This window comes from Bdellovibrio sp. HCB-110, assembly GCF_047323225.1.
Classification (GTDB): domain Bacteria; phylum Bdellovibrionota; class Bdellovibrionia; order Bdellovibrionales; family Bdellovibrionaceae; genus Bdellovibrio.
The window spans coordinates 1-24,591 of the sequence record NZ_CP178750.1; the positions used below are offsets into that span (position 1 = coordinate 1).

23 protein-coding genes are annotated in these 24,591 nt (G+C 43.7%); 15 read left to right on the forward strand and 8 right to left on the reverse strand.

Features of this window, described 5'->3' with window-relative positions:
• From dnaA to ACL934_RS00055, 11 genes are all read left to right on the forward strand, one after another.
• Entirely contained in the window at positions 1 to 1,419 is a 1,419-nt protein-coding gene (gene dnaA, locus ACL934_RS00005; protein WP_374076534.1) for a chromosomal replication initiator protein DnaA, read from the forward strand.
• Between the two features lie 242 nt (positions 1,420 to 1,661).
• Positions 1,662 to 2,768: a DNA polymerase III subunit beta gene (gene dnaN, locus ACL934_RS00010; protein ID WP_374076536.1), complete on the forward strand. Its 1,107-nt coding sequence runs from the start codon at positions 1,662 to 1,664 to the stop codon at positions 2,766 to 2,768.
• Positions 2,768 to 3,892 carry a DNA replication/repair protein RecF gene (gene recF / locus ACL934_RS00015; RefSeq protein WP_374076538.1) on the forward strand — a complete coding sequence of 375 codons (1,125 nt, stop codon included), beginning with the start codon at positions 2,768 to 2,770 and terminating at the stop codon, positions 3,890 to 3,892. The genes dnaN and recF overlap by 1 nt, the downstream gene beginning before the upstream one ends.
• 46 nt (positions 3,893 to 3,938) lie before the next feature.
• Positions 3,939 to 6,359, forward strand: a complete 2,421-nt coding sequence (gene gyrB, locus ACL934_RS00020) for a DNA topoisomerase (ATP-hydrolyzing) subunit B (protein ID WP_374076540.1) — start codon at positions 3,939 to 3,941, stop codon at positions 6,357 to 6,359.
• 26 nt (positions 6,360 to 6,385) lie between these two features.
• The gene (gene gyrA, locus ACL934_RS00025; RefSeq protein WP_374076541.1) at positions 6,386 to 8,878 is read left to right on the forward strand and encodes a DNA gyrase subunit A; all 2,493 of its coding nucleotides are present in this window, start codon (positions 6,386 to 6,388) and stop codon (positions 8,876 to 8,878) included.
• Between the two features lies 1 nt (position 8,879).
• Positions 8,880 to 9,677 (forward strand): tetratricopeptide repeat protein, encoded by a 798-nt coding sequence (locus ACL934_RS00030; RefSeq protein WP_374076542.1) that lies wholly within the window; start codon positions 8,880 to 8,882, stop codon positions 9,675 to 9,677.
• On the forward strand, positions 9,677 to 9,910 hold the full coding sequence (locus tag ACL934_RS00035) for an AtpZ/AtpI family protein (RefSeq protein WP_374076544.1): 234 nt from the start codon (positions 9,677 to 9,679) through the stop codon (positions 9,908 to 9,910). Before ACL934_RS00030 ends, ACL934_RS00035 begins: the two co-directional genes overlap by 1 nt.
• 1 nt (position 9,911) lies before the next feature.
• The gene (locus ACL934_RS00040) at positions 9,912 to 10,271 is read left to right on the forward strand and encodes a hypothetical protein (protein WP_374076546.1); all 360 of its coding nucleotides are present in this window, start codon (positions 9,912 to 9,914) and stop codon (positions 10,269 to 10,271) included.
• Entirely contained in the window at positions 10,261 to 10,950 is a 690-nt protein-coding gene (gene atpB, locus ACL934_RS00045) for a F0F1 ATP synthase subunit A (protein ID WP_374076548.1), read from the forward strand. The genes ACL934_RS00040 and atpB overlap by 11 nt, the downstream gene beginning before the upstream one ends.
• Positions 10,951 to 10,988: 38 nt before the next feature.
• On the forward strand, positions 10,989 to 11,306 hold the full coding sequence (locus tag ACL934_RS00050) for an ATP synthase F0 subunit C (protein ID WP_413612872.1): 318 nt from the start codon (positions 10,989 to 10,991) through the stop codon (positions 11,304 to 11,306).
• A 242-nt stretch (positions 11,307 to 11,548) separates the two neighbouring features.
• A complete protein-coding gene (locus ACL934_RS00055) occupies positions 11,549 to 12,535 on the forward strand; it encodes a MerR family transcriptional regulator (protein ID WP_374076551.1) in 987 nt (328 codons plus the stop codon).
• Positions 12,536 to 12,899: 364 nt separating this feature from the next.
• Here the strand turns inward: ACL934_RS00055 and ACL934_RS00060 are convergent, their stop codons facing one another.
• From ACL934_RS00060 to ACL934_RS00095, 8 genes are read right to left on the reverse strand one after another with little or no spacing between them, the layout of a single operon-like run.
• Positions 12,900 to 14,270 (reverse strand): phosphomannomutase/phosphoglucomutase, encoded by a 1,371-nt coding sequence (locus ACL934_RS00060; RefSeq protein ID WP_374076553.1) that lies wholly within the window; start codon positions 14,268 to 14,270, stop codon positions 12,900 to 12,902.
• Positions 14,271 to 14,317: 47 nt separating this feature from the next.
• On the reverse strand, positions 14,318 to 15,268 hold the full coding sequence (locus ACL934_RS00065) for a 4-hydroxythreonine-4-phosphate dehydrogenase PdxA (RefSeq protein ID WP_374076554.1): 951 nt from the start codon (positions 15,266 to 15,268) through the stop codon (positions 14,318 to 14,320).
• Complete coding sequence (locus tag ACL934_RS00070; RefSeq protein WP_374076556.1) at positions 15,261 to 16,205, reverse strand: peptidylprolyl isomerase; 945 nt, start codon at positions 16,203 to 16,205, stop codon at positions 15,261 to 15,263. The genes ACL934_RS00065 and ACL934_RS00070 overlap by 8 nt, the downstream gene beginning before the upstream one ends.
• A complete protein-coding gene (locus tag ACL934_RS00075; protein ID WP_374076557.1) occupies positions 16,198 to 17,166 on the reverse strand; it encodes a peptidyl-prolyl cis-trans isomerase in 969 nt (322 codons plus the stop codon). The genes ACL934_RS00070 and ACL934_RS00075 overlap by 8 nt, the downstream gene beginning before the upstream one ends.
• 15 nt (positions 17,167 to 17,181) lie before the next feature.
• Positions 17,182 to 17,988 (reverse strand): peptidylprolyl isomerase, encoded by an 807-nt coding sequence (locus ACL934_RS00080; protein ID WP_374076559.1) that lies wholly within the window; start codon positions 17,986 to 17,988, stop codon positions 17,182 to 17,184.
• Positions 17,989 to 18,041: 53 nt separating this feature from the next.
• A complete protein-coding gene (locus ACL934_RS00085; RefSeq protein ID WP_374076561.1) occupies positions 18,042 to 18,695 on the reverse strand; it encodes a lysophospholipid acyltransferase family protein in 654 nt (217 codons plus the stop codon).
• 2 nt (positions 18,696 to 18,697) lie between these two features.
• Complete coding sequence (locus ACL934_RS00090; RefSeq protein ID WP_374076563.1) at positions 18,698 to 19,666, reverse strand: electron transfer flavoprotein subunit alpha/FixB family protein; 969 nt, start codon at positions 19,664 to 19,666, stop codon at positions 18,698 to 18,700.
• A gap of 12 nt (positions 19,667 to 19,678) precedes the next feature.
• A complete protein-coding gene (locus ACL934_RS00095) occupies positions 19,679 to 20,452 on the reverse strand; it encodes an electron transfer flavoprotein subunit beta/FixA family protein (protein WP_374076564.1) in 774 nt (257 codons plus the stop codon).
• A 183-nt stretch (positions 20,453 to 20,635) separates the two neighbouring features.
• Between ACL934_RS00095 and ACL934_RS00100 the strand changes: the two genes are divergently transcribed.
• The 4 genes from ACL934_RS00100 to ACL934_RS00115 all read left to right on the forward strand — a co-directional run bounded on the left by ACL934_RS00100 (position 20,636) and on the right by ACL934_RS00115 (position 24,517).
• A complete protein-coding gene (locus ACL934_RS00100; RefSeq protein ID WP_374076566.1) occupies positions 20,636 to 21,298 on the forward strand; it encodes a succinate dehydrogenase cytochrome b subunit in 663 nt (220 codons plus the stop codon).
• A 13-nt stretch (positions 21,299 to 21,311) separates the two neighbouring features.
• Positions 21,312 to 23,228 carry a fumarate reductase/succinate dehydrogenase flavoprotein subunit gene (locus ACL934_RS00105; protein WP_374076568.1) on the forward strand — a complete coding sequence of 639 codons (1,917 nt, stop codon included), beginning with the start codon at positions 21,312 to 21,314 and terminating at the stop codon, positions 23,226 to 23,228.
• Positions 23,229 to 23,238: 10 nt separating this feature from the next.
• On the forward strand, positions 23,239 to 24,027 hold the full coding sequence (locus ACL934_RS00110; protein WP_374076570.1) for a succinate dehydrogenase/fumarate reductase iron-sulfur subunit: 789 nt from the start codon (positions 23,239 to 23,241) through the stop codon (positions 24,025 to 24,027).
• Positions 24,028 to 24,268: 241 nt separating this feature from the next.
• On the forward strand, positions 24,269 to 24,517 hold the full coding sequence (locus tag ACL934_RS00115) for a hypothetical protein (protein ID WP_374076572.1): 249 nt from the start codon (positions 24,269 to 24,271) through the stop codon (positions 24,515 to 24,517).
• The last annotated feature ends 74 nt before the right edge of the window (positions 24,518 to 24,591 follow it).

A 24,591-nucleotide genomic window follows, 5' to 3' on the forward strand; every position in this document is an offset into this window, starting at 1 on the left:
GTGGAATTAAACTCGTCTTTTTGGACACTTATCAAATCAAAGATGAAAAGCAGGAACGATAACAATAAGTTATTGGATACCTGGCTTGATCCTATTGAATACGTCAATACCACTGGCAGCATCGAGCGCCCAAGATTAATACTTGGGGTCCCAAATGCTTTACACCAGTACTTCGTTATCGAAAACCTGCAAGATAAGATTTATACAGAGATTTCAGATACTTACGGAAAGCCATTTGAGGTCGAGTTTAGTATTACGGGTAGCAAAGTAAATGCTCATATTGAGACTTCGAATCATCAAGAAGAGGCTTTAGGGGGTACTGAAATCCTTCAAGCTCAATTAGCGCGTGCTCAGAGTACTCAGACTACTCAACCAAGGTCTGGGGGTCCGGATACTCTGAATTCTGAACTTACTTTTTCGACCTTCGTCGTGGGTAAGAATTCAGAGTTTGCTCATGCAGCCTGCTATAACGTCGCCCGAAATCCGGGAGCTGACGACTACAATCCTCTCTATATATATGGACCTGTGGGTATGGGTAAAACGCATCTTTTGCATGCGGCAGGAAACCATATTCGCGATCAATATCAGCAACTTAGAATCACTTATATCTCGGCTGAACGCTTTATGAATGAGTGTATTTCAGCCATTCGCCGCCACGAAATGGATAAGTTCCGCCAAAAATACCGCGAGAACTCTGACATTCTTTTAGTGGACGACGTGCAGTTCATCGCACGTGGTGAAGCCGTTCAAGAAGAGTTTTTCCACACGATCAACAGCTTCATTGATAGCCGCAAGCAAGTCATCTTGGCGAGTGATCGTATGCCCAAGGATATTCACGGCCTTGAAGACCGCAGTCGCACCCGTCTTGAACGTGGTTTGATTGCTGACATCACAATGCCAGATCTAGAAACGCGTATTGCGATTCTTCGTTATAAAGCGGAGAAATTTAATGTGCGTCTTCCAGAAGATGTCGCAAACTACATCGCCAGAATATCCAAACGCTCCATCAGAGAACTTGAAGGTAATTTGAAGAAGGTGAAGATGTTCTCTGAACTTCAGGGTCTTCCGATTGATTACGAGCTTGTGAAGCGCATTCTTTCCCATCATGAAACTCAATCCACGATTTCTGTGGAAGAGATCATGAAGATTGTTGCAGACCACTATAAAGTGCGTGTTTTGGATCTAAAATCCTCTACTCGCGCGAAACCGATTGTCGTTCCACGTCAAATTGCCATGTACTTAATTAAGAAGTTTCTCGATAAATCCTTGGTGGATATCGGGAAGGCTTTTGGCGGAAAAGATCATACGACGGTGATGAATGCACTGGAGAGGGTTAAGAATCTACAGGCAACGGATCAAGATATCTCCAAAGATATCGAAGATTTAGAAACAAGGATCCACAATATCACAGGAGTGTGAATGTGGACTGTGGAAAGAGTTGTGGAAGAGTTTGGGGCTCGTAATGTGGATTAAAGTTACCCCCAAATTCGAGTCCCTTTCTGCGAGTTTGTACAGAGTCCTTATCCACAACTGTTTTTTAGTGTTTACAGGTATTTAAGAGATTTGTTAGGTTTTCCACGCCCCTACTACTACTACTAGTATTTATATATATAAGTAATAGTTAATAAGAGGGCTTTAAAAAGATCCAAAAAGAGGTTTTCATGAAACTTGAAATTGATAAGAGAGATTTATTAAGCCTTATCGGAAAAACTCAGAACATTGTTGAGAAACGCAACACAATGCCAATTCTCATCAACGTACTTTTGGAAGCGGATTCAAATTCACTTAAAGTTTTTGCAACAGATTTGGAAGTCAGTCTTACTGACCAAATCAAAGCACAAGTTCATCAAGCTGGAAAAGTAGCCGTCAGCGCAAAAAGTCTTTTTGATATCGCAAAGGAACTTTCTGAAGGTCCGATTACACTTATCAAAAAAGACAACAACTGGTTGGAGATCAAACAAGGGAAATACACTTCCAAGATTGTAGGTATCTCTGCTGAAGAATATCCAATCTTCCCTACTTACAACTCTCAAGCCTTCATCACTATTTCAGCGCAAGTGTTGAAAGAGATGATTGATAAAACAATTTACTCTGTATCGAACGATGAAACTCGTTACCACTTAAACGGAGTCTTCTTTGAGTTGAATTCTCAAGGCGGATTTAAAATGGTGGCAACAGACGGTCACCGTATGAGTTTGGTGAACAAACCTTCTTCAGAGGTGAAAGTAAACGCCACTCAAGGCGTGATCATTCCTCGTAAGGGTCTTCATGAAATTAAGAAAATTCTTGAGAGCATTGATGGTTCTGTAGAAATCGCCATCGAAGGTTCTCAATTCGTATTGAAACACTCATCAACAATTTTGATGATTCGTTTGATCGAAGGAAAGTATCCGAATTATCAACAGTTTATTCCACAGAAGTTGACACAAAAAGTGATGATTTCAAGAGAAGCGTTCCTAACTTCGTTGAAACGTGTATCACTTTTGGCGAATGCAAAATCCAAAGCGGTCCTTTTGAATCTTTCAAACGGCCGTATGGAAATTTCTTCGAACAATCCAGAGTTGGGTGATGCGAAAGAAGAAATCGAAGTTGAGTATTCAGGAAACGAAATCAAAATTGGTTTCAACGCAAAATACATCACAGATATTTTGACGAGCATGAATCAGGATAAAATTGATTTCGAATTGAATGACCACCTTTCACCAGGACTTATGAGACCGCACAACGATGCAAGCTACACTTGCGTTGTCATGCCTATGAGAATCTGATGATCTTTGAAAGACTTCGTCTTGTTAATTTTCGAAATTACCGGGACGTTGTTATTCCCTTCTCTCCGCGAGTGAATGTTTTCGTCGGAGAGAACGGACAAGGTAAAACAAATCTCCTTGAAGCCATGTATCTCATCTCTCAAGGAGACTCCTTCCGCTACAGTGATAATCGCACTCTCATCAATTCGAATAATCAAGAAGCGCTTATTCAAGCTTTGATTACTCAAAACGATCTTCACTACAAATTAAAACTCGGCCTTTCGAAAAGTCGCAAAGTTTTAACTTTGAACGAAAAACGTGTGAGCTCCACCGACATTCGAAAAATATTTGCGAGCGTCGTGTTCAGTCCGGAAAGTCTTTCTTCCATCAAAGAAGGAGCTGATCATCGTCGGGAATTGGTCGATGAGTTGTTGATCACATTTGATCGAAAAAATGCCGATTTGATCGCGGATTATAGGAAATCTCTGAAAACGCGTAACAAGATCCTTAAAAACTATTTGGAAGGTCTGAACGACAAAGTAGTCACGGAAAACCTTTTGGAGGCTCTAAACCCCCAATTCTTGCGTTTAGGGGCCGATTTAGCCTACGCCCGCATCGCCGCTTTGGCTGGGCTTTCCAAAGAGTTTAATAATGCCATGCAATATATTTCCAGCAATTCGTCTGTGGATATCTCCGTGGAATATGTGATTTCCGATCAGAATGCGGTGAATTTTTCCCGAGAAGAAGTCTATTTTGCACTTCAAAAACGTGTTCAAGAACTGCATGATGCGGAGCTCTCTTCAGGATCAAGTCTAGTGGGTCCTCATAAGCACGATATCGTGTTCCTATATGGGCAAAAAGACTCAAGATTTTATTGTAGCCAAGGGCAGCAAAGAGCCATCATATTGTCTTTCAAAATGGCCCAAATAATGTATCATAGGAAGGCTCACGGAACCTATCCCGTGCTGATGCTAGACGATGTTTTATCTGAACTCGATAAAGCCAAAAGAGATGCCTTGATTACGTTCTTACACGAGATCAATACGCAGATTTTTGTAACGACGACAGATTTTGCATTGCCTGAGTCTTTCAGCCTCGATCAGCTTTCCGTTTTGCGCATTAAGGATGGTCACATCCTTGATTAACGCGGCTTCGGTCAAATGAAGTCAGCATGCTAGTGAGGGGTACCCAGTGTCAGTTGAAGAACAAAAAACATATTCGGCCGATTCGATTCAGGTTCTTGAAGGACTTGAAGCCGTTCGTAAACGCCCAGGGATGTATATCGGTGATACAGGTTTCAAAGGTTATCACCACCTTGTGTATGAGATTGTGGATAACTCGGTAGACGAACATCTTGCGGGATATTGTAAATCTATCAAAGTTTCAATCAACGCCGATGAATCAATCACAGTTGAAGATGATGGTCGCGGAATTCCAGTTGCGACACAAAAACAAACAGGAAAATCTGCTCTAGAACTTGTTATGACCGTACTTCACGCCGGCGGTAAATTCGATGGCGGTGGCTATAAAGTTTCCGGCGGTCTGCATGGCGTGGGTGCTTCTGTTGTGAATGCTCTTTCAACACGTGTGAATGTTGAAGTTCAACGTGAAGGCCATTTCTGGAGACAAAACTACGAGCGCGGAAAAATCTTAGCTCCTGTTGAACAAGGTGAAGCGTCTTCTAAAACTGGAACGAAAGTTACTTTCAAACCAGACCGCGACATCTTCAAAGACGAAACTGTTATTTACGACTTCGCAACTTTAGCAAATCGTTTCCGTGAGTTGGCATTCCTAAATGCAGGTCTTCATATTTCTTTGACTGACGAACGCAGCGGAAAAAAACAAGACTTCCAATACGCGGAAGGTGTTGCTGAGTTTGTTAAGTACATGAACCAATCTAAAAAATCTCTTCACAATGAAGTTATTTACTTTAAAGGCGAAAGAGAAGGCGTTGATGTTGAAATTGCTATGCAGTGGAATGATTCCTACTCTGAATCTATTTTCACATACTGTAACAATATCAATACGCATGAGGGTGGTACTCACCTTGTCGGTTTCCGTGCGGCATTGACTCGTACGACGAACGCGTATGCGACTGAAAAGAATCTTTTGAAAGATCTTAAAACAAATCTTGAGGGTGAAGACATCCGTGAAGGTTTGGCAGCAGTTATTTCAGTCAAAGTTCGTGAGCCACAATTCGAAGGACAAACGAAAACAAAACTCGGCAATGCCGAAGTCAAAGGGATCGTTGAGTCTTTGGTGAATGAAAAATTGGCGGACTGGATGGATCGCAATCCGTCTGTTTCAAAAAACGTTATCATGAAGTGCGTGGAATCTGCGCGTGCCCGTGAGGCGGCTCGTAAAGCTCGTGATTTGACTCGTCGTAAGACGGCTCTTGATGGTGGATCTTTGCCAGGTAAAATGGCGGACTGCCAAGAACGTGATCCAGCACTTTGCGAACTCTACCTGGTGGAGGGAGATTCTGCCGGTGGATCTGCGAAACAAGGACGTGATCGTCGTACGCAAGCGATTTTGCCTTTGAAAGGTAAAATCCTAAACGTTGAAAAAGCCCGCTTTGATAAAATTATTTCTTCTGAAGAGATCAAAGTCATCATCTCAGCCCTGGGCACAGGTATCGGTAAAGACAACGTGAACGTGGATAAAATCCGCTATCACAAAATCATCATCATGACCGATGCCGACGTCGATGGATCGCACATTATGACTCTTCTTTTGACGTTCTTCTATCGTCAAATGCCACTGGTGCTAGAGCGCGGTTATGTGTACATCGCACAACCACCACTCTACCGTGCGAAAAAAGGTAAAGAAGAAACTTACTTGAAAGATGAAGCGGCTTTGACTGAGTATCTTTTGAGTTCAGGTCTTAATAATTTCAAAATCAAAGGCAAAGAAAATCTTCCTGAAAAAGATCTTCGCCAATTGATCTTGAATATTCAAAAGTTCAACAACCTTTTGCGTGTTTCCTCTAAGAAATACGACAAAGACGTTTTGTATTTCTTGCTAAGCAAAGTTCCTGATTTCGAAAAAACATTGGCTGACGATGCAAAATTGCAAGCTGTGTTGAAAGATCTGGGAGCTTGGATCAATGCAGATCAAAAACTGGGCATCACGGAATACAAAGGCGAAGTGAAAAAAGACGAGACGACAGGAAAGTCCTACGCCGACATCTACACGGTTCGTTACGCAGATCGTATGATGACGAAGTTTGGTCCGGAGAACTTGCGTTCTTCGGAGATCATCGAACTTCGTAAGATCTGGTCTGAAATTCAAGCTGTGAGCGCACTTCCTTTGACGATTCTTGAAGGTGAAACAGAAATTCCTTTTGAGAATTACAACGACTTCTACACTCACGTGATGGAATCGACGAAAAAAGGAATCTACATCCAACGTTATAAAGGATTGGGAGAGATGAATCCTGAGCAGTTGTGGGACACAACTCTCAATAAGGAAAACAGAACTCTTTTAAAAGTGACTATCGACGACGCTGTTGCGGCCGATGAAACTTTCTCGATCTTGATGGGTGAAATGGTTGAGCCTCGTCGTCAATTTATCCACGACAATGCTCTTCTCGCTCGCAGTTTGGACGTTTAATTTTTAGTTTTTTAAGTTGGTGATTTATGGAAAACAATCAAGAAGAAAAGGGCGTAACCCTCGTCGATATTAGCAAGGAAATGCGCGGAGCTTATCTGCAATATTCCATGTCCGTTATCGTAGGTCGTGCTCTTCCTGACGTGCGCGATGGTTTGAAACCGGTGCATCGTCGCGTTTTATTCGCACAAAACGAAATGAACAACCGCCACAACAGACCGTACTTGAAATCGGCTCGTGTGGTCGGGGACGTAATCGGTAAATACCATCCTCATGGTGACGCTTCAGTTTACGATACCATGGTTCGTATGGCGCAAGATTTCTCTTTGCGCTACCCGCTTGAGGATGGACAAGGAAACTTCGGTTCTATCGATGGTGATAATCCGGCAGCCATGCGTTACACGGAAATCCGTTTAACGAATCTAGCTGAAGAACTTTTGAACGATCTTGAAAAAGAGACGGTTTCATTCGGGCCGAACTACGATGACTCTCTTCAAATTCCGACGGTTCTTCCAGCGAAATTCCCAAATCTTTTGGTGAATGGTTCTGCGGGTATCGCGGTTGGTATGGCGACGAACATTCCTCCGCACAACTTGGGTGAAGTGATCGATGGCTGCGTGCACTTGATCAATAATCCTGACTGCCAGCTTGAAGATCTCATGCAACATATCAAGGGTCCTGACTTCCCGTCTTACGGCGTGATCGCAGGTCGCGAAGGTATCTTGCAAGCTTACAAAAAAGGCCGCGGCATCATCTCTTTGAAAGCCGTTGCTGAAATCGTTCAAAACAAAGATCGCGAAGACATCATTGTTACGGAAATTCCGTATCAGGTGAATAAAGCGAAGTTGATTGAAAGCATTGCCGACCTGGTTCGTGACAAACAAATCGAAGGTATTTCTGATATCCGCGATGAGTCTTCTCGCGAAGGTATGCGTATCGTTATCAATCTAAAACGCGGTGAAAATGCCAGCGTTATTTTGAATCGCCTTTACAAGTTCACACAAATGCAAACGAGCCTTGGTATCATCATGCTGGCTTTGGATGCGAAAAACCAACCGGTTACTTTCGATCTTAAAGGCATGTTGGAAGCTTTCGTTGATCACCGTCGTGACGTTGTTACCAAACGTTGTATCTTCGAACTTAAAAAAGCCCAAGAGCGCGCGCACATCTTGGAAGGTTTGAAAAAAGCTCTCGATCACATCGAAGAAGTTATTAAAACAATCCGCGCTTCTAAAGAGGCCAACACAGCTCGCGAAGCCTTGATGGAGAAATTCGAATTCTCTGAAAGACAAGCGGTTGCAATCCTGGAAATGCGTTTGCAACGTTTGACAGGCTTAGAGCGTGACAAAATCATCGCAGAACTTGCTGAGTTGATGAAACAAATCGACTGGTTGAAATTCGTTCTTGCTGATGTTCGCGAAATTTACAAAATCATCGTCACTGAACTTGAAGACATCAAGAAACGTTACGCAGATCCTCGTCGTACGCAAATCCAAGGCAGCCTTGATGATATCGAAGACGAAGATTTGATCGCTGACGAAGACATGGTTGTGACTGTTACGAACACAGGTCTTATCAAGCGTATGCCGACAGCCGAATACCGCGTGCAAAAACGTGGCGGTAAAGGTCTGAAAGGCATGGAGACTAAAGAAGAAGACTATGTAACGGATTTATTCTCTGCCAGCACGAAAACGATGCTTCTTGTCTTCACTGACAAAGGTAAAGTTTACTGGTGTAAAGTTCATAAACTTCCACTAGGAAGCAGAACTTCTAAAGGAAAATCACTTGCTAACGTTGTTCAACTTACAAGTGGCGAAAGTGTTCGCGCGATCCTTCCAGTGGATGAATTCAGCGAAAACAAATACGTTGTGATGCTCACTGAAAAAGGGATCATCAAGAAAACGTCTTTGGACTCTTTCGCAAATCCAAGAACGGCTGGTATCATCGCTCTTACGACGGATCTTGAAGACGGCGTTATCGACGTTAAGATTTCTGACGGACAAAGCGACATCTTCATCGCAACCAAAGAAGGTATGTCGATTCGTTTCAACGAAAACGACGTGCGCGGCATGGGCCGTACAGCTCGCGGCGTGAAAGCCATCACATTGGCTAAAGACGACGTGGTTGTAGCGATGGAAGTTCTAGAAAAGAACACGAAGGACACTATCTTGATGGTGACTTCAAAAGGTTACGGAAAACGCTCTGAAACTGAAGAATACCGCATCCAATCCAGAGGTGGTGTGGGTATCATCACTCAGAAAACGACAGATAAAGTCGGCGTTGTTATCGGTACGAAAAAAGTTTCTGAAAAAATGGAACTGATCCTTTCGACTGATAAAGGACAGGTTATCCGCATGAAAGTGACGGACATCTCTGTTCTAGGACGTAACACTCAAGGTGTTCGTTTGATTAACATCGATGAAAAAGAAGAAACTGTAACGGGTGTAGCGGTTGTTGAGGAAGATGATACGACTGAAGAAACACCGGCTGCAACGACTCCTCCAGCGGGAGTCACTCACTAAGATGATCAGAATTTTTCTGGTTGTCTTAGTGCTGGCACTCACCGCCTGCTCTTCCCAGGAGGAGGCGGATTATAAGCAAGCACAAAAAGAAATAGCTCAGGAGCACTACCGAATTGCCCTGAGCTATCTTGATAAAGTCATTAAAAGAAACAATCCGACAAAATATCCATTGGAAGCCGCTCGCGAGGCCGCCCGTATTTCTTTTTTTGAGATCAAAGATTTTAATAAAGCAATTCAGTATCATCACTTTATCGTCTTGCACTCACTGGATGAAAAAGAACGCCTGGAATCGCAAAAGCAAATCGCCGCGATTTATTTTAACAATCTTCAGAACTATCAAGAGTCCATTGTTGAATACAGCAAGCTTCAACAAATGCCCCACACGGATTTGGAAGCCGCTCAGTATAAGATGAATGTGGCAAGAGCCCAGTATTACCAGAATAATTTCTTTCAAGCCGAGTCCGAGATTGATTCGTTGTTAAAACTTAAAGGTGACGACAACACTCGTTTTAGCGCTTTGATGTTGAAAGGAAATATCCTCGTGGCACGCAAAGATTTTGCGAAAGCTGCGGATATTTTTAAAGACCTCATCAAAAATTTTCCGGAAAAAGCGATTCAGGAAAATGTCGCTTTGATTTTGGCTGTTTGTTACGAAGAAAATTTGGATTTCAAAAGTGCGATTGCGATTTTGGAAGAGCATAAAAATAAATACAGTCCGCCGGAATATATCGAACTTCGTATTAAGCGACTTCAAGAGCGCATGAAAAATGCGCCCGGAGCGAAAGGCTTTAGGAAGTAATGAAAAAGTATATAATTTTTGCATCCATGGGCTTTGAGCTTGTCGGTTTGATCTTAGGGTGTTTTTACCTGGGTCAATATCTTGATCAAAAATACCAAAGCAAAGGGCTTATCTTCGTAGGTCTGACGTTTGCGGCATTGATTGGATGGCTGTGGAGAGTGATTTGGCTCCTTCGCAGAATGCAAAAAGAAGACGAAAAAGAAGAAGCGGAATCTAAAAAATCCGATCAGTAAAATGAAAATAGTTCTCATAGTTCAAGCCCTCACCACCCTCCTCGGCGGCCTTCTTTTAGGCTATTTTTATGCACCACAGCAGGCGTTTTCGTTTATTGCGGGGTCTTTAACGATCCTTTCTAGCTTTTTTCTTTTGGGAATTGGCTTCGGGCTTATCTTTCAGAAGAAACTGATTGCCCTCTCCATCGGAATCATTGTATTTAAGTACGCGATTTTAGGGATTATTATCTTTACGCTGGTCAAGCTTTCTTGGTTTAACCCTTTGTGGTTTTCCTTAGGCGTGGCGAGTTTTATTCTTTCAGCGATTGTGTATGCGTTGAAGGAAGCCTTGAAAAGAGAAGGAAAAGACAATGTCATTTAACTGGACACAACTTATTCCAGGTGTTGGTCATCACTACGATCACGTTGCAACTTTGGGTATCGCAACTGTGGGTGTATTTGCAATCGGAGCTGCGGCTCGCGCTTCTCTTGGTAAAGGTGAAGTGGCAGTTCTTCCTGCTAGCAAATTCTCTCTTCGTGGCATCATGGAAATGTTGACGGAGATGATGGATGGACTTGCAGAGATGGTTATCGGTGAACACGGTAAACACTATGTTCCGTTCTTCACGTCGGTGTTCTTCTTTATCTTGCTTAACAACTTGATCGGTATGATCCCAGGTATGACTCCTGCGACTGAAAACATCAACACGACATTCGGTTTCGGTTGCTTGATGTTCTTGTTCTACAACTTCCAAGGTATCAAAGAAAACGGAATCGTGGCTTACCTTAAGCACTTCATGGGTCCGGTTATTTTCCTAGCTCCTTTGATGTTCGTGATCGAACTTGTTTCACACTTTGTTCGTCCGTTCTCTTTGGGTCTTCGTCTTGCGAACGTTATGATGGGTGACCACACAGTATTGTCTGTGTTCCTTGATCTCGTTCCAATCGGTGTACCAATTCCATTCTACATGATGGGATTGTTCGTATGCTTTGTTCAGGCTTTTGTATTTACATTGCTTTCAATGGTTTATGTGGCATTCGCGATTGCACACGACCACTAAGAAGCAAAATTAACCACTCATATTGAGGAGAAACACACATGAAAAAAATGATCGTTGCAATGGTTGCTTTGTTGGCTTCTGCATCTGCATTCGCACAAGACGCTGCTGCTACAGCTGCTGAAGCAGTTGTTGCTAACTCTGATAAAGGCTTGGTAGCTATCGCTGCTGCTATCGCTATCGCTTTGTCTGTATTCGGTGGCGCTATGGCACAAGGTAAAACTGCTGCTACAGCTCTTGATGGTATCGCTCGTAACCCAGCGGCTTCTGGTAAACTTTTGATCCCAATGATCTTGGGTCTAGCTCTTATCGAGTCTCTAGTTATCTACGCACTAATCATCGCTCTTCGTTTGGCTTAGTCGGTCGCCGCTAAGGGCCCGATCGACTGCGTTGTGCGGTCTCAACTTGCTCTTCGGCGTACAGAAGTACGCCTACGTGGCAGCTGAGATCCTCCGCCTTACGCTCGAACCCTTAACGCCAACCTTGGCTTGCTATATAAAGGCTGGGATTTTTCCCGGCCTTTTTTATTTCTAAATATCCAAATCCAATTTCCATTTGACCTTGACCCAAGGGCAAGCCCGAGATTCATCTAGAGGTTAGGATGAAGAACTGGCTGACGATCGGACAATTTTCAAAAGCAATCGGTGTATCGGCAAAGGCTTTGCGTCTTTACGAGAAGATGGGACTTATTAAGTCTCACGCTCGCGGCGAGAATGGCTACCGCTACTATCATGACTCGCAATTGTCTTTGGCGAGACGTCTTAAAGAATTCAAAGATCTGGGATTCAGTCTTGCTGAAATCAAAAATCTTTTAGAATCAGATACAAATCTGGATTCTGAAAAATTAAAACTGACAATGCGTGCGCGTTTGGAACTGATCGCCCAAGAAGCCGATCTTCTTAAAGAACAAAAGAAACAAATCGAAAACATCCTCTCCTCACTAGAGAAAAAACTAGAGCCACTTAAGGCGGATGAGAGGAGAGTTATTATGAGTTTGTATGGCAAAGTTTCAATTGTTGTCACCGGTGTGGATGGGTTGGAAAAAACGGCCGAATATATTCAGAAGCATTTTAAAAATGCCGGACAGAATGTACCGGTTTTGCGATGGGATGCTGATCTAGTACTATCTGAAGAAAAGCCCTACGTTCTTGTTGTTCCAGAGAAAGTTCTTTTGTCAGATGACGTATCTAGAATTCAAGCAGATGTTATTGTTATCAAAAACCTGAGTGAGCACTCTGAAAAACTTGAAAAAGATTATCTAAAACTTTTCACTGCGATCGGTCCCCACGTCAATACGGTCGTGAATGCTGATGATCGAGCTTCTGTTTCCTTGATGGCAAATCCACAAATTCAAAAAGGACGAATCTTTTATTTTTCAAAAAACCGCGCTTTAGAAAATCAGATTAAATTTATCGGCGGTGTTTTAAGTAGCGGTGATGAACTTGATATCTATGGGTTTAATCTCAAATCACAAGTGCATTTGAAGATAGAAAGAATCATGGCTTTAGAAGAAGAGATGGCTTTGATTTCTTCTTTAGGTGCTGTGCTCACGGTAGGATTAGAACAAGAACAACTGCAGATTCAATAAATCGGGTCTGAAAAATGCAAAAGCGAATCAGGCCTTTGCCAGACTCGCTTTTGGTGGATCTCCTGTCCGAAAACTCACAGGAGGTGTCCGATGCGTAAAAGTAGCTATTTACGTATTCGACGTGTTTTGAAGATTACTAAAGGTTTTTTGATGGTTGTCTTGCTAATCTTGACGATCGTCGCAAAGTTCAAGTTGCTTTAATTCAGACCTCCAACAAGTAACAATACAGCCCAAGGACCAGTGACTGGGATACGGTCTGTTCGCCCGGCATGAGTGATATATGGATGAGTCTGGTGAAGGCGCCAAATAAAAAAGCCTGCTCCTTTGTAAGAAACAGGCCTTTTCTTTTTTTTAAAAAATCTAATTAAAGATATTTATTTACAACTGCTTCAACGCGGCTGCGGATCTTATCCAGACCTGCTTGTGATGAAGATTCGTAGCGCACAACCACAACCGGTTGGGTGTTTGAAGAGCGGCAGAGAGCCCACCCGTCAGCGAAACTCAAACGGATACCGTCTGTGAAGTCCACTTTGTAATCAGCACCTGGTCCGCCTGGGAAAGCTTCGATCATTTTTTCAACGATCAAAACTTTTTTCTCTTCTGTTGTGTCGATGCGGATTTCAGGAGTGTTGAATGCTGGCGGAAGACCTTCCAATAATTGTGGAATTGTCTTGCCCGTATTCGCCAAGATCTCTACCAAACGAAGAGCTGCGTAAGGAGCGTCGTCGTAACCGTAGTTGCGGTCCGCAAAGAACACGTGACCAGACATTTCTCCACCGAAAGGAGCTTTTTCTACTTTGATTTTTTCCTTCACCAAAGAGTGACCTGTTTTCCACATGATTGGTTGGCCACCGTGTTTTGCAACGTCTTGGTACAAACGATCAGAACATTTGACGTCGCCGATGATCTTCGCACCTTTTTGTGTCTCAAGAATCGCACGAGAAATAATCACCATCAATTCGTCGCCATAAACCATTTTACCTGTGTGATCGACAACACCGATACGGTCTGCGTCTCCGTCGAAGCCGATACCGCAAACAGCACCTTCTTTAAGGACTTGGGCTTTAAGATCCACCAAGTTTTCTTCAACAGTTGGATCTGGATGGTGATTCGGGAAATTTCCATCTGGTTCTTCAAAAAGAATTGTTGGATTTAAACCAACGGCATTGAAAAGACCACGCACAACGGAACCGCCAGCGCCGTTTCCGCAATCCAAAACTACGTTTGTATTTTTGATTGTGCCGAATTCTTTTTTATAGCGCTCGTAGTACATTGGTTTGATATCAAAGTGCTCTTCAGAACCTTTGCCATCAATGAATTGACCTTTTTGAATGATCTCGCGAAGTTTTTGAATCTCAACTCCGAAGATTGTACCTTTACCAACGGAAATTTTAAAACCGTTGTACTCAGGCGGATTGTGAGAACCAGTAACTTGGATCGCGCCATTCACACCTTTCACTTCAAAAGTTGAGAAATAACAAACCGGAGTTGTTACAAGGCCCAAGTGAATAACTTTAGCTCCCGACTCCATCATCCCTTTTGCAAGATTGCGGATAATAGCCGGAGAACTTTCGCGCGCATCGTGACCCAAAGCGATTGTTGGATTCGTCACGCCGGCGTTGTCTTTCATGTAAACGATAAACGCGCGACCCAAGAGATAAGCAAAGTGGTCGTCGAATTGGCCGTTGTAAACGCCGCGGATATCGTATTCTCTAAAAATGACGGGTTGAAACATAAATCACCTCAATTAATTCAAGTACTTAGAAATATAATTTTAGCGCTCTAGAGTCGAGCTAATTTTATCGCCCAGCGAATGGCATCAATCATAGAGTGCGGATTTGCGACATTTTTACCAAAAATATCCTTCGCAGTCCCGTGATCTACGCTGGTACGCACGAAAGGAATACCCAAGCTGATATGCACGCCACTATCCTGCCCGTGAATCATTTTAAAAGGAATAAGACCCTGATCATGATAAAGGGTCAAATAAACCGAATAGCGCTTCCAATTGGATTCAAAAAAAGCCGCATCCGGAACCAAGGGTCCTTCCATCGGTATTTTGTTTTCTTTGGCAAAGGCGAGAAGTTGGGGAAATAACAAAAGCTCTTCCCGTCCGATCAGACCCTTTTCACCGGAATGAGGATTGAGCCCCAAAACACCAATAGGTCGTTTGCTTTGCGCGGCGGGAAGTTTCTTTCGCAATTCATTGGCGTTTTTCAAGGCCTCCGCGAGAACTGTGAAATTTAAAGACTTTGTAATTTGAGAAACCGGAACGTGAGCCGTTGCAAGAACCACGTTGAATTTTTCTCCGACAAAACCCATGTTTACGTGTTTGGCTTTCGATAAGCGCTTTAAAATATCCGTGTGTCCAAGATCCTTAAAGCCTGCTTCTTTGATACTTGTCTTTGAAAGTGGTGCCGTCGCAATACCGTCGATTTTTTTCTGAAGACATGCTTTAGCGCAAATCTCAACCCACTGTGCGGGTGAAAGATCTGAGGCAATATCGATCAAATAAGGCCCTTCAATTTTTAAAGCCTCTTCAAGCGAATCAACTGTGATGCGTTTCCATTTTTTATCAAGAAGATCGAGATACCTTTTTGCAGCACCATCTGCGCGCCATAAAAGAAACTGAACATTCTTTTGCGGACCCAGGTGATGCAAGGCTTTGGCTGTTACTTCAAAGCCAATACCGTCTACATCACCAGTCGTAAGAGCAATGCGGAGCTTACTCATTGATACGAACGAAAGATTCGTCGCGTTTGTTTTGCAGCCAAGTTTTCAGCTGACGTTTGAAGCTTGTTTCAAGAAGTCTTGCCTTGATGGCTTCCTTGGCTTTTTCAAATTTAGGATCTGTCGTCAGTTTTTTTCCCGTGAGTTTTACAATGTGAAAACCCATGCGAGATTTTACAACCGGGGTCGTTTCGCCGACTTTCAAATTTGAAATAGCTTCTTCAATCTCGGGAAGGAATTCGCCGGATTTAAAAGTTCCAAGGCTTCCGCCTGAAGAGAAATTTGGATCTTCGCTGAACTGTTGCGCCAATGTATCGAAACTGTCTCCGCCGCGAAGTTTTCCTAAAACTGTTTCTGCGCGTTTCAAGGCTCCTTCAGCGCCGCCTTTTTTTGGACTAAAGAAAATGTGTGCAACACCGAACTCGTCAATGGAGGGACGATTGTTCGGGTTTGTTTTTAAATATTCATTCAAAGCGTCTTCATCCGAAATACGAAGCTTGGAAATAATCTCTGAATCCATCAACGAACGTTTTTCAATGCTGTCTTTTAGGAACGCCTTGTATTCGTCAAAAGAAACGCCCTGTCCTTTGATGATGTTCGCAAGTTCGGCTTCGCTGACGTTGTTTCTTTTTGCCATGTCTTTGATTTCAGATTCAACACGGTCATTTGTCACAGTCAGATTCAAGCGTTTCACTTCCGCCTGAAGAAGCTTTTCGTTGATAAGATAATCCAATTGAGCTTTGCGATTTCCTTTAAGGCTCGAAGCTGGTTTATCAAAAAGCAAAGAGTCATCGATAAGACCGGGCTTACCAATACGGTTTTCAAGTTCTTTAAAGTCGGATTCAAGCACGAGCTCGGTATTCACGATAGCCACAGTTTTTTCCACAACCTCAGCTTGGCTGGGAACGGCCACTAGCAATGAAAAGAGAATATTAATCATTGGGTCCTCTTGTATCTACTTTAATCGAATTCATCAAATCGTAGTCCTTTAGGACTTTACTACTTCTGAGCTGGGCATCAAGCCAAGCGACGTATTCTGCCTGCTCGCGTTGAGCCTTTAGCGCTCGAATAATCTGAGATTTAACTTCTTCTAGAGGTAAAGTCGTTGCGGGAGCCTTTTTTTCAACACGAATCAAGTGCACACCGAAAGGACTTTTGACAGTTTGTAAGCCCGAGCCCGCTGTAAACAGAGGATCAAAATAGTCCACAGAACCTTTTTCAATCCAACCGACAACGCCACCCGTTCTTGCTTCCGGAGTAATAGAGAATTTCTTAGCAAGCTCAGCAAAGTCTGCGGTCTTAAGATCCGTTTTAATCGCGTCAGCTTTAGCGTCTTCATCGACGACGATCTGGCGGATATAAATACGTTCCTTGCGCTTGTAGCGGTCTTTGTGATCTTCGTAATAGCGTTTAATTTCTTCGTCTGAGGGAGCCTTCACTTTTTCATTGAGCTTCTTAAACACTTCTTTTTCTACCAAAGAATAACGAAGCTCTTCTCGCCACTCAGAAAAAGATAAGTTTTCCAACGCCAAAGCGCGACGGAAAGAAAGATCGTCAGGATAGTTCGCGCGAAGTTTGTCGACTTCATTGTCGAGCATAGTTTCAGAAATGACGATGCTTTGCGCGCGTGCCCAATCCAACGTCAAACTCTTTACCAAGAAATCACGAAGGATTTCTTCTTTCACACGATGAATATTGTTTGGGTCTTTGGCCGCCAGAGCATCAAAGTTGCGAAGCCGGCGCGCAAGTTGATTGGCGAACTGCTTTGAAGTCAAAACGTGATCGTTCACCTTTTCAACGGGTTTCGTTGAAAGTTTCTGAGTACTGGAAGGACAACCCGCCAAAGCGAGACTCATAAAAATAAAAAGCCCCGCATTGACGGGGCTCTTTAAAAATTTCATAGAAAAGATTCCTTATTAAAGGGCACTCTTATTTTCTTTAATTGAATAAGACTTCTTCAACTTATCGAAGTATTCGTTGAAGATCTGTTTTCTTTTTTCATCGAAAACAGCCGCTCTGATTTGACGCTTGTTCGCGTTCTCAAAGCTTCTACGACCCGTAAGCTTAATGATGTGGAAGCCGAACTGAGATTCGATGAGCCCCTTGATTTCACCGACTTTCATGTTCACGATCGCATCATAGTAACCAGGTACGAGTGTTACACGAGATTGCCAGCCGATGTCGCCACCAGCTTGTTTTGAAAGAGCATCGTCAGAGTACAATTTAACAAGCTCTTCAAACGGTCTTTTACTTTTCTTAACTTCTTCAAAGATCTCTGTCGCACGTTTTTTCGCTTCTGCGATTTGAGCCGCCGTTGCGCCGGGCTTGAACTCAATCAAGATGTGGCTTGTGCGCAGTTCTGGGTTTTTAGCATACCAAGCTTGCATTTCTTTATCTGACACTTGGATTTTTTGAACGCGTGGACCGATGTCTTTTTCCAAAAGAGCTTTGTACATCTCTTGGTTGAAGCGCTCTAGAACGATAGGGTCTTTTTGCAATCCGCGCTTTTCAGCTTCTTGCAGGCCCACTTCGTAACGGATCAAATCTTCAAGGAAAAGTTCTCTGGTTGGAGGGTTGATCGTTTGAGATTTCACTTCGTTGTATTTTTTATTGAATTCTTCAACGGTGATTGATTTTTTGCCTACCTGAGCCACGACATCCGTGGATTTTTGAGCGTATGAGTTTGCTGAGATGAGCAACAAGATGCTGATAATAAGTTTCATACTTTAAAAGTCCCTTTAAAAAGTTGAATACACGTCACCTAAAAACGCTAGCACTAGGCATCATTATCCGCAATGAATTTAAGAGCTTGCTGTCTTGCGTGGTGTAAAAGAGCTTCTAACTCTAGAGCAAGGTCTGGGTTTCTTGGATCCGCATCTCGAGAGACAGGAGTAAGTGGTCCGACCCAATAAATAATCACCTTTGCAAAGGGCTTTGGAAGAAAAGTTTTATTCCACGATTTAGGAAAGTGAATCGCGCGATCACAAGCGACTCCGGCCGCATAAATCGGACCCGAAATCATACGCGAAAGTTCAAAGACTCCAGGCTTTACTTTGTGTAACGGACCCTTCGGACCATCAACTGCAAAGCTGCAATTTCCCCCGTCTTTTACTAAACGCAAAAGACCTTTCAAGGCCTGCACTCCACCGCGCGTGGAAGAGCCGCGACTGGTTTTTGCACCCAACCATTTTAGAACTTTTGCCATCAACTCACCGTCTTTGGATTGCGATGCAATCGTGGCGATTCGGTAGCGCTTCACGATGGAAAGAAGTGCTAACTCATCACCATGCCAGTGAGCGAGAACAACGGGTTTTTTATATTCTAAGGAATTATGAAGTGAATCGGGCTCGATGACCCGAACCCTCCATGTCCATGAGAGGGTTCGGTAAAAAACGAAAACAATAATCGGAAGAATATACTTTCTAAACACGATTAGTGGTGAAGAGCTTTTTTGAACTCTTCTGTCAATTTGGGAACGATTTCAAAAGCGTCACCGACGATACCGTAAGTCGCTTTTTGGAAGATCGGAGCGTTGGCGTCGTTGTTGATTGCAACGATCACTTTAGAACCGCTCATACCGGCCAAGTGTTGAATCGCGCCAGAAATACCCACAGCGATGTATAATGAAGGAGCTACTGTTTTACCAGTTTGTCCTACTTGCATGCCGTGACCAACCCAACCCGCATCAACAACCGCACGTGAAGCACCTACAGTTGCATTCAGTACGTCAGCCAAGTCGTTCAACATTTTGAAGTTCGCAGCTTCTTTCAAACCACGACCGCCAGAAACGATGATGTTCGCTTCCGTCAAATCAAGCTTCTCGCTTGTGCCTTTAACGATTTCTTTGATCAAAGTTTTTAGATCTGGTTTTACAACCGCTTGTTCAACTACGTTTGCAGATTTAGAAGCGTCTGCCGCCGCAACTGGAAGTTGGTTTGCGCGCATCAAAACGATTTTCAAATTTGTATTTTCGAAATTCGCTTTAGCAAAACATTTTCCAGAGTACATTGGTTTTGTCGCCGTGACTGAATCGCCAGAGATATTCAGCTCTGTGCAATCAGAGGCGATACCCGCACCCAAACGAGCAGCTACGCGAGGAAACAAGTCTTTGCCTGTGGAAGAAGCTGAAGCAAGAAGGATTGACGGTTGAACTTTTTCGATAACCGCAGCCATGTTTGCAGTGAAAAGCTCTGGATTGTAAGAATCCAAAGAGGCGTCTTTTACAACATGAACTTCGTTAGCGCCGTTATGTCCAGCAGCAGCTGTCACATCACCCGCATGAGAGCCGAAAACCACAGCAACAACTGTGTTTCCAGATTTCGCAGCCACCTGAAGAAGTTCCATAGAGCTGCGTTTAAGTTTTCCGTTAGTTTGTTCAGCAAAAACTAATACTTTACCCATGTTCATAACTCCTTACAGAACTTTCGCTTCGTCGCGAAGAAGTTTAACCAACTCAGCCACTTGTGCAGAAGCGTCGCCAGAGATGATTTTCACCGCTGGTTTTTCTGCAGGAAGAGAGAAACCTGTGTATTTAACTTTGATGTCCGAAGCAGGAATGTTCAAAGAAGAGAATTCGATTTCTTTGATCACTTTCTTTTTTGCTTTCATGATGCCAGGAAGACTTGCGTAACGAGGCATATTCAAACCTTTGTTCGCAGCCACAACCGCCGGAGTCATCATTTGCACAACTTCTTTAGCTCCGCCTTCAACATCGCGCTCAACAACAACGTTTTCGCCAGCGAATGTGAATTTAGAAACCACAGTTGTGTGAGGAACATTCAAGAATTCAGCAAGCATTTGGCTCACAGAAGAAGCATTGTCGTCGATAGCCAATTTTCCAGAGAAAATAACTTTCGCGCCACCTTCAGCTTTAATAACTTCGGCCAAAGCTTTTGCCGTTGAGTAGTTGTCCAAATTTTCAGCATTTACTACGATGGCCTCATCAGAGCCCATTGCCAAAGCGGTGCGGAGAGATTCAACAACACGCGCCTTTGGTCCAACGCTCAAAACCCACACTTGAGAGCCTGGGTTGGCGTCGCGAAGCTTCACAGCTTCTTCAACTGCATATTCGTCGTAAGGGTTCAAAACCCATTTAATTCCCGCCGTGTCGATTCCGTTTTGGTCGGGAGTGATTTTAATCTTTGTTTCGGTGTCGGGCACCTGCTTGATACACACAAAAATCTTCATGTTTTTACCCCGTTTTTTTAGAGGTTTTGTTCTATCGCAAGTCCAGGAAAGGCAAAACTAAATTCCATATTTAACGTGTTGCGAAACATGACGGGTGTCATAGACAATCCGAAGGCCTCGGAGTTAAGTTAATTGTAAACTTATTGAGAAAATACATAGCAACAAAACAAGGGGTTCTACACCATGTCTGGATTTCTCGGTTCTACCGTCGGGAAAAAATACTTAATGGGAATCACTGGTTTAATTTGGGCGGGATTTGTTCTCGCGCATATGGCCGGTAACCTATTAATTTTCGTTAGTCACGATGCCTACAATGCTTACGGGCATGCGATTACAAGCAACAAACCATTGTTGTATGTCGCAGAAACCGTGTTGCTGTTAGCGCTGGCTGTTCACGTCTACACAGCATTCTCTTTAACGGCTTCCAACCGAGCTGCAAAAGGTTCGAAGTACGCTGTTGCTGCGAGCGGAAAAAAGAAAGCGACACTGGCTTCTCGCACGATGGCGATCCAAGGTTCTTTGATTCTTGTTTTCGTTATTCTTCACTTAATCACTTTCAAATATGGCACGCACTACGAAACGACAGTCAACGGCGTTGTGATGCGTGACTTGGCTCGCTTGATGGCGGAAGTTTTCCAAAGCACTGGCTACGTTATTTGGTACCTGGTCGCTTTGATTCTTCTCGGTTTCCACTTAAGTCATGGTGTGGGCTCCACTTTCCAATCACTTGGTTTAATGGAAGGCACTTACCGCAACACGTGGAAAAAACTAAGTTACGGCTACGCGGTTGTTGTAGCTCTTGGTTTTATCGCTCAACCCGTTTACCTCTTTTTATTTGCACACTAAGGAGCACTGAAAAATGGCTAATAAATTAGATAGCAAAATTCCTAGTGGCCCCATTGAGTCTAAATGGACCAACTCTAAATTTAACTACAAACTTGTAAACCCTGCGAACAAAAGAAAGCACTCTATCATCGTCGTGGGAACAGGTCTTGCCGGAGCTTCTGCCGCTGCTTCTCTTGGAGAGCTCGGCTACAAAGTAAAAGCATTCTGCATTCATGAATCACCTCGCCGCGCCCACTCTGTGGCGGCTCAAGGTGGTATCAATGCGGCGAAAAACTATCAGAATGACGGTGACTCTACTTACCGTCTTTTCTATGACACGGTCAAAGGCGGAGACTTCCGCGCCCGCGAAGCCAACGTTTATCGTTTGGCGGAAGTGTCTGCAAACATCATCGACCAAATGGTGGCACAAGGTGTTCCATTTGCACGTGAGTACGGCGGAACTTTGGCGAACCGTTCATTCGGTGGCGCGCAAGTATCTCGTACGTTCTATGCTCGTGGTCAAACTGGTCAGCAGCTTCTTTTGGGTGCTTACTCTGAGATGATGAGACAAGTGGATGCTGGCAACGTGGAACTTCGCTACCGTCGTGAAATGTTGGACGTTGTTATCATCGACGGAAAAGCTCGCGGTATTATCGTGCGCAATCTTTTGACGGGCGAAATCGAGTCTCACGAAGCTGATGCAGTTGTGATCGCATCTGGCGGTTACTCAAACGTGTTCTTCCTTTCTACAAATGCGATGAACTGTGCGGTTACGGCGGCTTGGAAAGCTCACAAACGTGGCGCTTACTTCGCAAATCCTTGCTACACGCAAATCCATCCAACGTGCATTCCAGTTCACGGAGAAAATCAGTCAAAACTAACTTTGATGTCTGAATCTCTTCGCAACGACGGCCGCGTGTGGGTTCCAAAAGCTGTTGGTGATAAACGCCATCCAAATGACATTCCAGAAAACGAACGCGATTACTATCTTGAGCGCGTTTACCCGTCATTCGGTAACCTGGCTCCTCGTGACGTGGCTTCTCGTCAGGCGAAATATCGTTGCGATGAAGGCCGTGGCGTGAATGAAACTGGTAAAGCTGTTTACTTGGATTTTGCTGATGCAATTAAACGTCTTGGTGAAGACAAGATTTCTGAAAGATACGGAAACTTGTTCGAGATGTACGATAAGATCACAGGTCAAAATCCGTACAAACAACCAATGATGATCTACCCTGCCCCTCACTACACAATGGGTGGCTTGTGGGTTGACTACAACTTGGAATCAACAATTCCAGGCTTGTTCGTAGCCGGTGAAGCCAACTTCTCGGATCACGGTGCGAATCGTTTGGGTGCTTCGGCATTGATGCAAGGTTTGGCTGATGGTTATTTTGTTCTTCCGTTTACTTTGGGTAACTACCTTGGCGGAACGAAGCTTGAAAAAGTATCGACTTCAAACGATGCATTTAAAGCGGCTGAAGACGGAGTTAAGAAAGATATTTCTAAACTTATGGGCATCAAAGGTAATCGCACAGTAGACAGCTTCCATAAAGAGCTTGGCAATATCATGTGGGAATACTGTGGTATGGGCCGCAACGAAGCCGGTCTTAAAAAAGCCCTTGAAGCGATTCCAAAAATCAAAGAAGAGTTCTGGCAAAACGTGCGCATTCCAGGTGATGCAAACTATCTTAACGTAGAGCTTGAAAAAGCGGGACGCGTTGCTGACTTCATCGAACTTGGCGAATTGATGTGCCGTGATGCTTTGGAACGTCAAGAGTCTTGCGGTGGTCACTACCGTGAAGAATATCAAGTCGATGGCGAAGCAAAACGTGATGATGCTAACTTCTGTCATGTGGCTGCGTGGGAATACACAGGCGACAACAAACCAGAAGTTCGTCACAAAGAAGAGCTTGTTTTCGAAAACGTTCACCTAGCAACTCGTAGCTACAAATAAGAGGCGTAAAATGAGTGGAAAACATATCAATTTGACTTTGAAAGTTTGGAGACAAAAAGGCCCGAAAGATTCTGGCGGTTTTGTTGAGCTGCAAGCAAAGAACGTTTCTGAAGACGCTTCTTTCCTAGAGATGTTGGATGCTGTGAATGAAGAGCTTGTTGGAAAAGGTGATGAGCCTATCGCGTTTGACCATGACTGCCGCGAAGGAATTTGTGGCGCCTGTGGTTTCGTGATTGATGGCGAAGCTCACGGTCCGATGAAATCAACAACAGTATGCCAGTTGCACATGAGAAACTTCACAGACGGAGCGATTCTAACAATTGAACCTTTCCGCGCAAACTCTTTTCCTGTTATCAAAGACTTGATGGTGGATAGAGCGGCTTTTGATCGCATCATCTCTGCGGGTGGTTACATTTCTGCGAACACAGGAAACGCTGTTGACGCTAACGCGATTCTTGTTCCTAAAGCAGATGCTGACGAAGCGATGTCTTCAGCGACATGCATCGGATGTGGTGCTTGCGTAGCGGCTTGTAAGAATGCGTCTGCAGCTCTATTTACGTCTGCTAAAATCTCTCACATGGCTTTGCTTCCGCAAGGTCAGGTTGAAAGAAATGAGCGTGCTCTTCGTATGGTGGCGGCAATGGATGCGGAAGGTTTCGGATCTTGCACAACAACGGGAGCTTGTGAAGCGGCTTGTCCTAAAGACATCCAACTTACAAACATCTCTCGTATGAATCGTGAATTCTTGGTGGCGAATGCGACAAAACGTCCGAAGCACAAAGATGGCGGCGCAGGATAAGTAGAAATTAGAAATCGGAAATTAGAAAAATAAAAGAGGAGTCCCGATTAAGGACTCCTCTTTTATTTCAAATGGATGAGTCACTGCGGCGAAAAAATAACTAAAAATCTCTGCCGATAATTAACCTTTAAACTCTGCTTCAAAAGTCTGTCTCAATGAGAGACATCTAAGGCCAATCAACTCTGATTTTCTTCTAAAGCTTACTCAACAAACTTCCGAAACCTAGACCAAGGATTGGCTTATGAAGAAGATTGGCGATTTAATGGCAGAATTGGGTTTCAACAAAGACGCTCCAAACAGTGTCAAAGAAGCCTATATCAAACACCTCATCAAAGCTTCGACAGGAGTGAACGTGACAACTCCGTCAGAGAAAAAAGAGATGGCTGAAAATCCACAACGAGTCGTTCAACTCGCAACTCCGCAACAATTGAGCTTTGATTTTTCCGAAGAGAAATCCCCACCTTCGTCTGGGAAAAAAGCTGTTTCTTAGTCCAGCGAACTAGGAGAAAGACGGGTTTTCTCCTCGACAATCGTATTGAACTGCCCAGACCTTAAGCTAAAAAT

Excerpts from the sequence above, each read along its gene's own strand:
- ACL934_RS00095 (WP_374076564.1), bottom strand. The coding sequence starts at position 20,452 with ATGAAGATTTTTGTGTGTATCAAGCAGGTGCCCGACACCGAAACAAAG.
- ACL934_RS00065 (WP_374076554.1), bottom strand. The coding sequence starts at position 15,268 with ATGAGTAAGCTCCGCATTGCTCTTACGACTGGTGATGTAGACGGTATT.
- ACL934_RS00060 (WP_374076553.1), bottom strand. The coding sequence starts at position 14,270 with ATGTTTCAACCCGTCATTTTTAGAGAATACGATATCCGCGGCGTTTAC.
- ACL934_RS00090 (WP_374076563.1), bottom strand. The coding sequence starts at position 19,666 with ATGGGTAAAGTATTAGTTTTTGCTGAACAAACTAACGGAAAACTTAAA.
- dnaN (WP_374076536.1), top strand. The coding sequence starts at position 1,662 with ATGAAACTTGAAATTGATAAGAGAGATTTATTAAGCCTTATCGGAAAA.
- ACL934_RS00050 (WP_413612872.1), top strand. The coding sequence starts at position 10,989 with ATGAAAAAAATGATCGTTGCAATGGTTGCTTTGTTGGCTTCTGCATCT.
- atpB (WP_374076548.1), top strand. The coding sequence starts at position 10,261 with ATGTCATTTAACTGGACACAACTTATTCCAGGTGTTGGTCATCACTAC.
- ACL934_RS00115 (WP_374076572.1), top strand. The coding sequence starts at position 24,269 with ATGAAGAAGATTGGCGATTTAATGGCAGAATTGGGTTTCAACAAAGAC.
- ACL934_RS00070 (WP_374076556.1), bottom strand. The coding sequence starts at position 16,205 with ATGATTAATATTCTCTTTTCATTGCTAGTGGCCGTTCCCAGCCAAGCT.
- ACL934_RS00030 (WP_374076542.1), top strand. The coding sequence starts at position 8,880 with ATGATCAGAATTTTTCTGGTTGTCTTAGTGCTGGCACTCACCGCCTGC.
- ACL934_RS00040 (WP_374076546.1), top strand. The coding sequence starts at position 9,912 with ATGAAAATAGTTCTCATAGTTCAAGCCCTCACCACCCTCCTCGGCGGC.
- recF (WP_374076538.1), top strand. The coding sequence starts at position 2,768 with ATGATCTTTGAAAGACTTCGTCTTGTTAATTTTCGAAATTACCGGGAC.
- ACL934_RS00110 (WP_374076570.1), top strand. The coding sequence starts at position 23,239 with ATGAGTGGAAAACATATCAATTTGACTTTGAAAGTTTGGAGACAAAAA.
- ACL934_RS00055 (WP_374076551.1), top strand. The coding sequence starts at position 11,549 with ATGAAGAACTGGCTGACGATCGGACAATTTTCAAAAGCAATCGGTGTA.
- ACL934_RS00105 (WP_374076568.1), top strand. The coding sequence starts at position 21,312 with ATGGCTAATAAATTAGATAGCAAAATTCCTAGTGGCCCCATTGAGTCT.
- gyrA (WP_374076541.1), top strand. The coding sequence starts at position 6,386 with ATGGAAAACAATCAAGAAGAAAAGGGCGTAACCCTCGTCGATATTAGC.
- ACL934_RS00100 (WP_374076566.1), top strand. The coding sequence starts at position 20,636 with ATGTCTGGATTTCTCGGTTCTACCGTCGGGAAAAAATACTTAATGGGA.
- ACL934_RS00080 (WP_374076559.1), bottom strand. The coding sequence starts at position 17,988 with ATGAAACTTATTATCAGCATCTTGTTGCTCATCTCAGCAAACTCATAC.
- ACL934_RS00075 (WP_374076557.1), bottom strand. The coding sequence starts at position 17,166 with ATGAAATTTTTAAAGAGCCCCGTCAATGCGGGGCTTTTTATTTTTATG.
- ACL934_RS00035 (WP_374076544.1), top strand. The coding sequence starts at position 9,677 with ATGAAAAAGTATATAATTTTTGCATCCATGGGCTTTGAGCTTGTCGGT.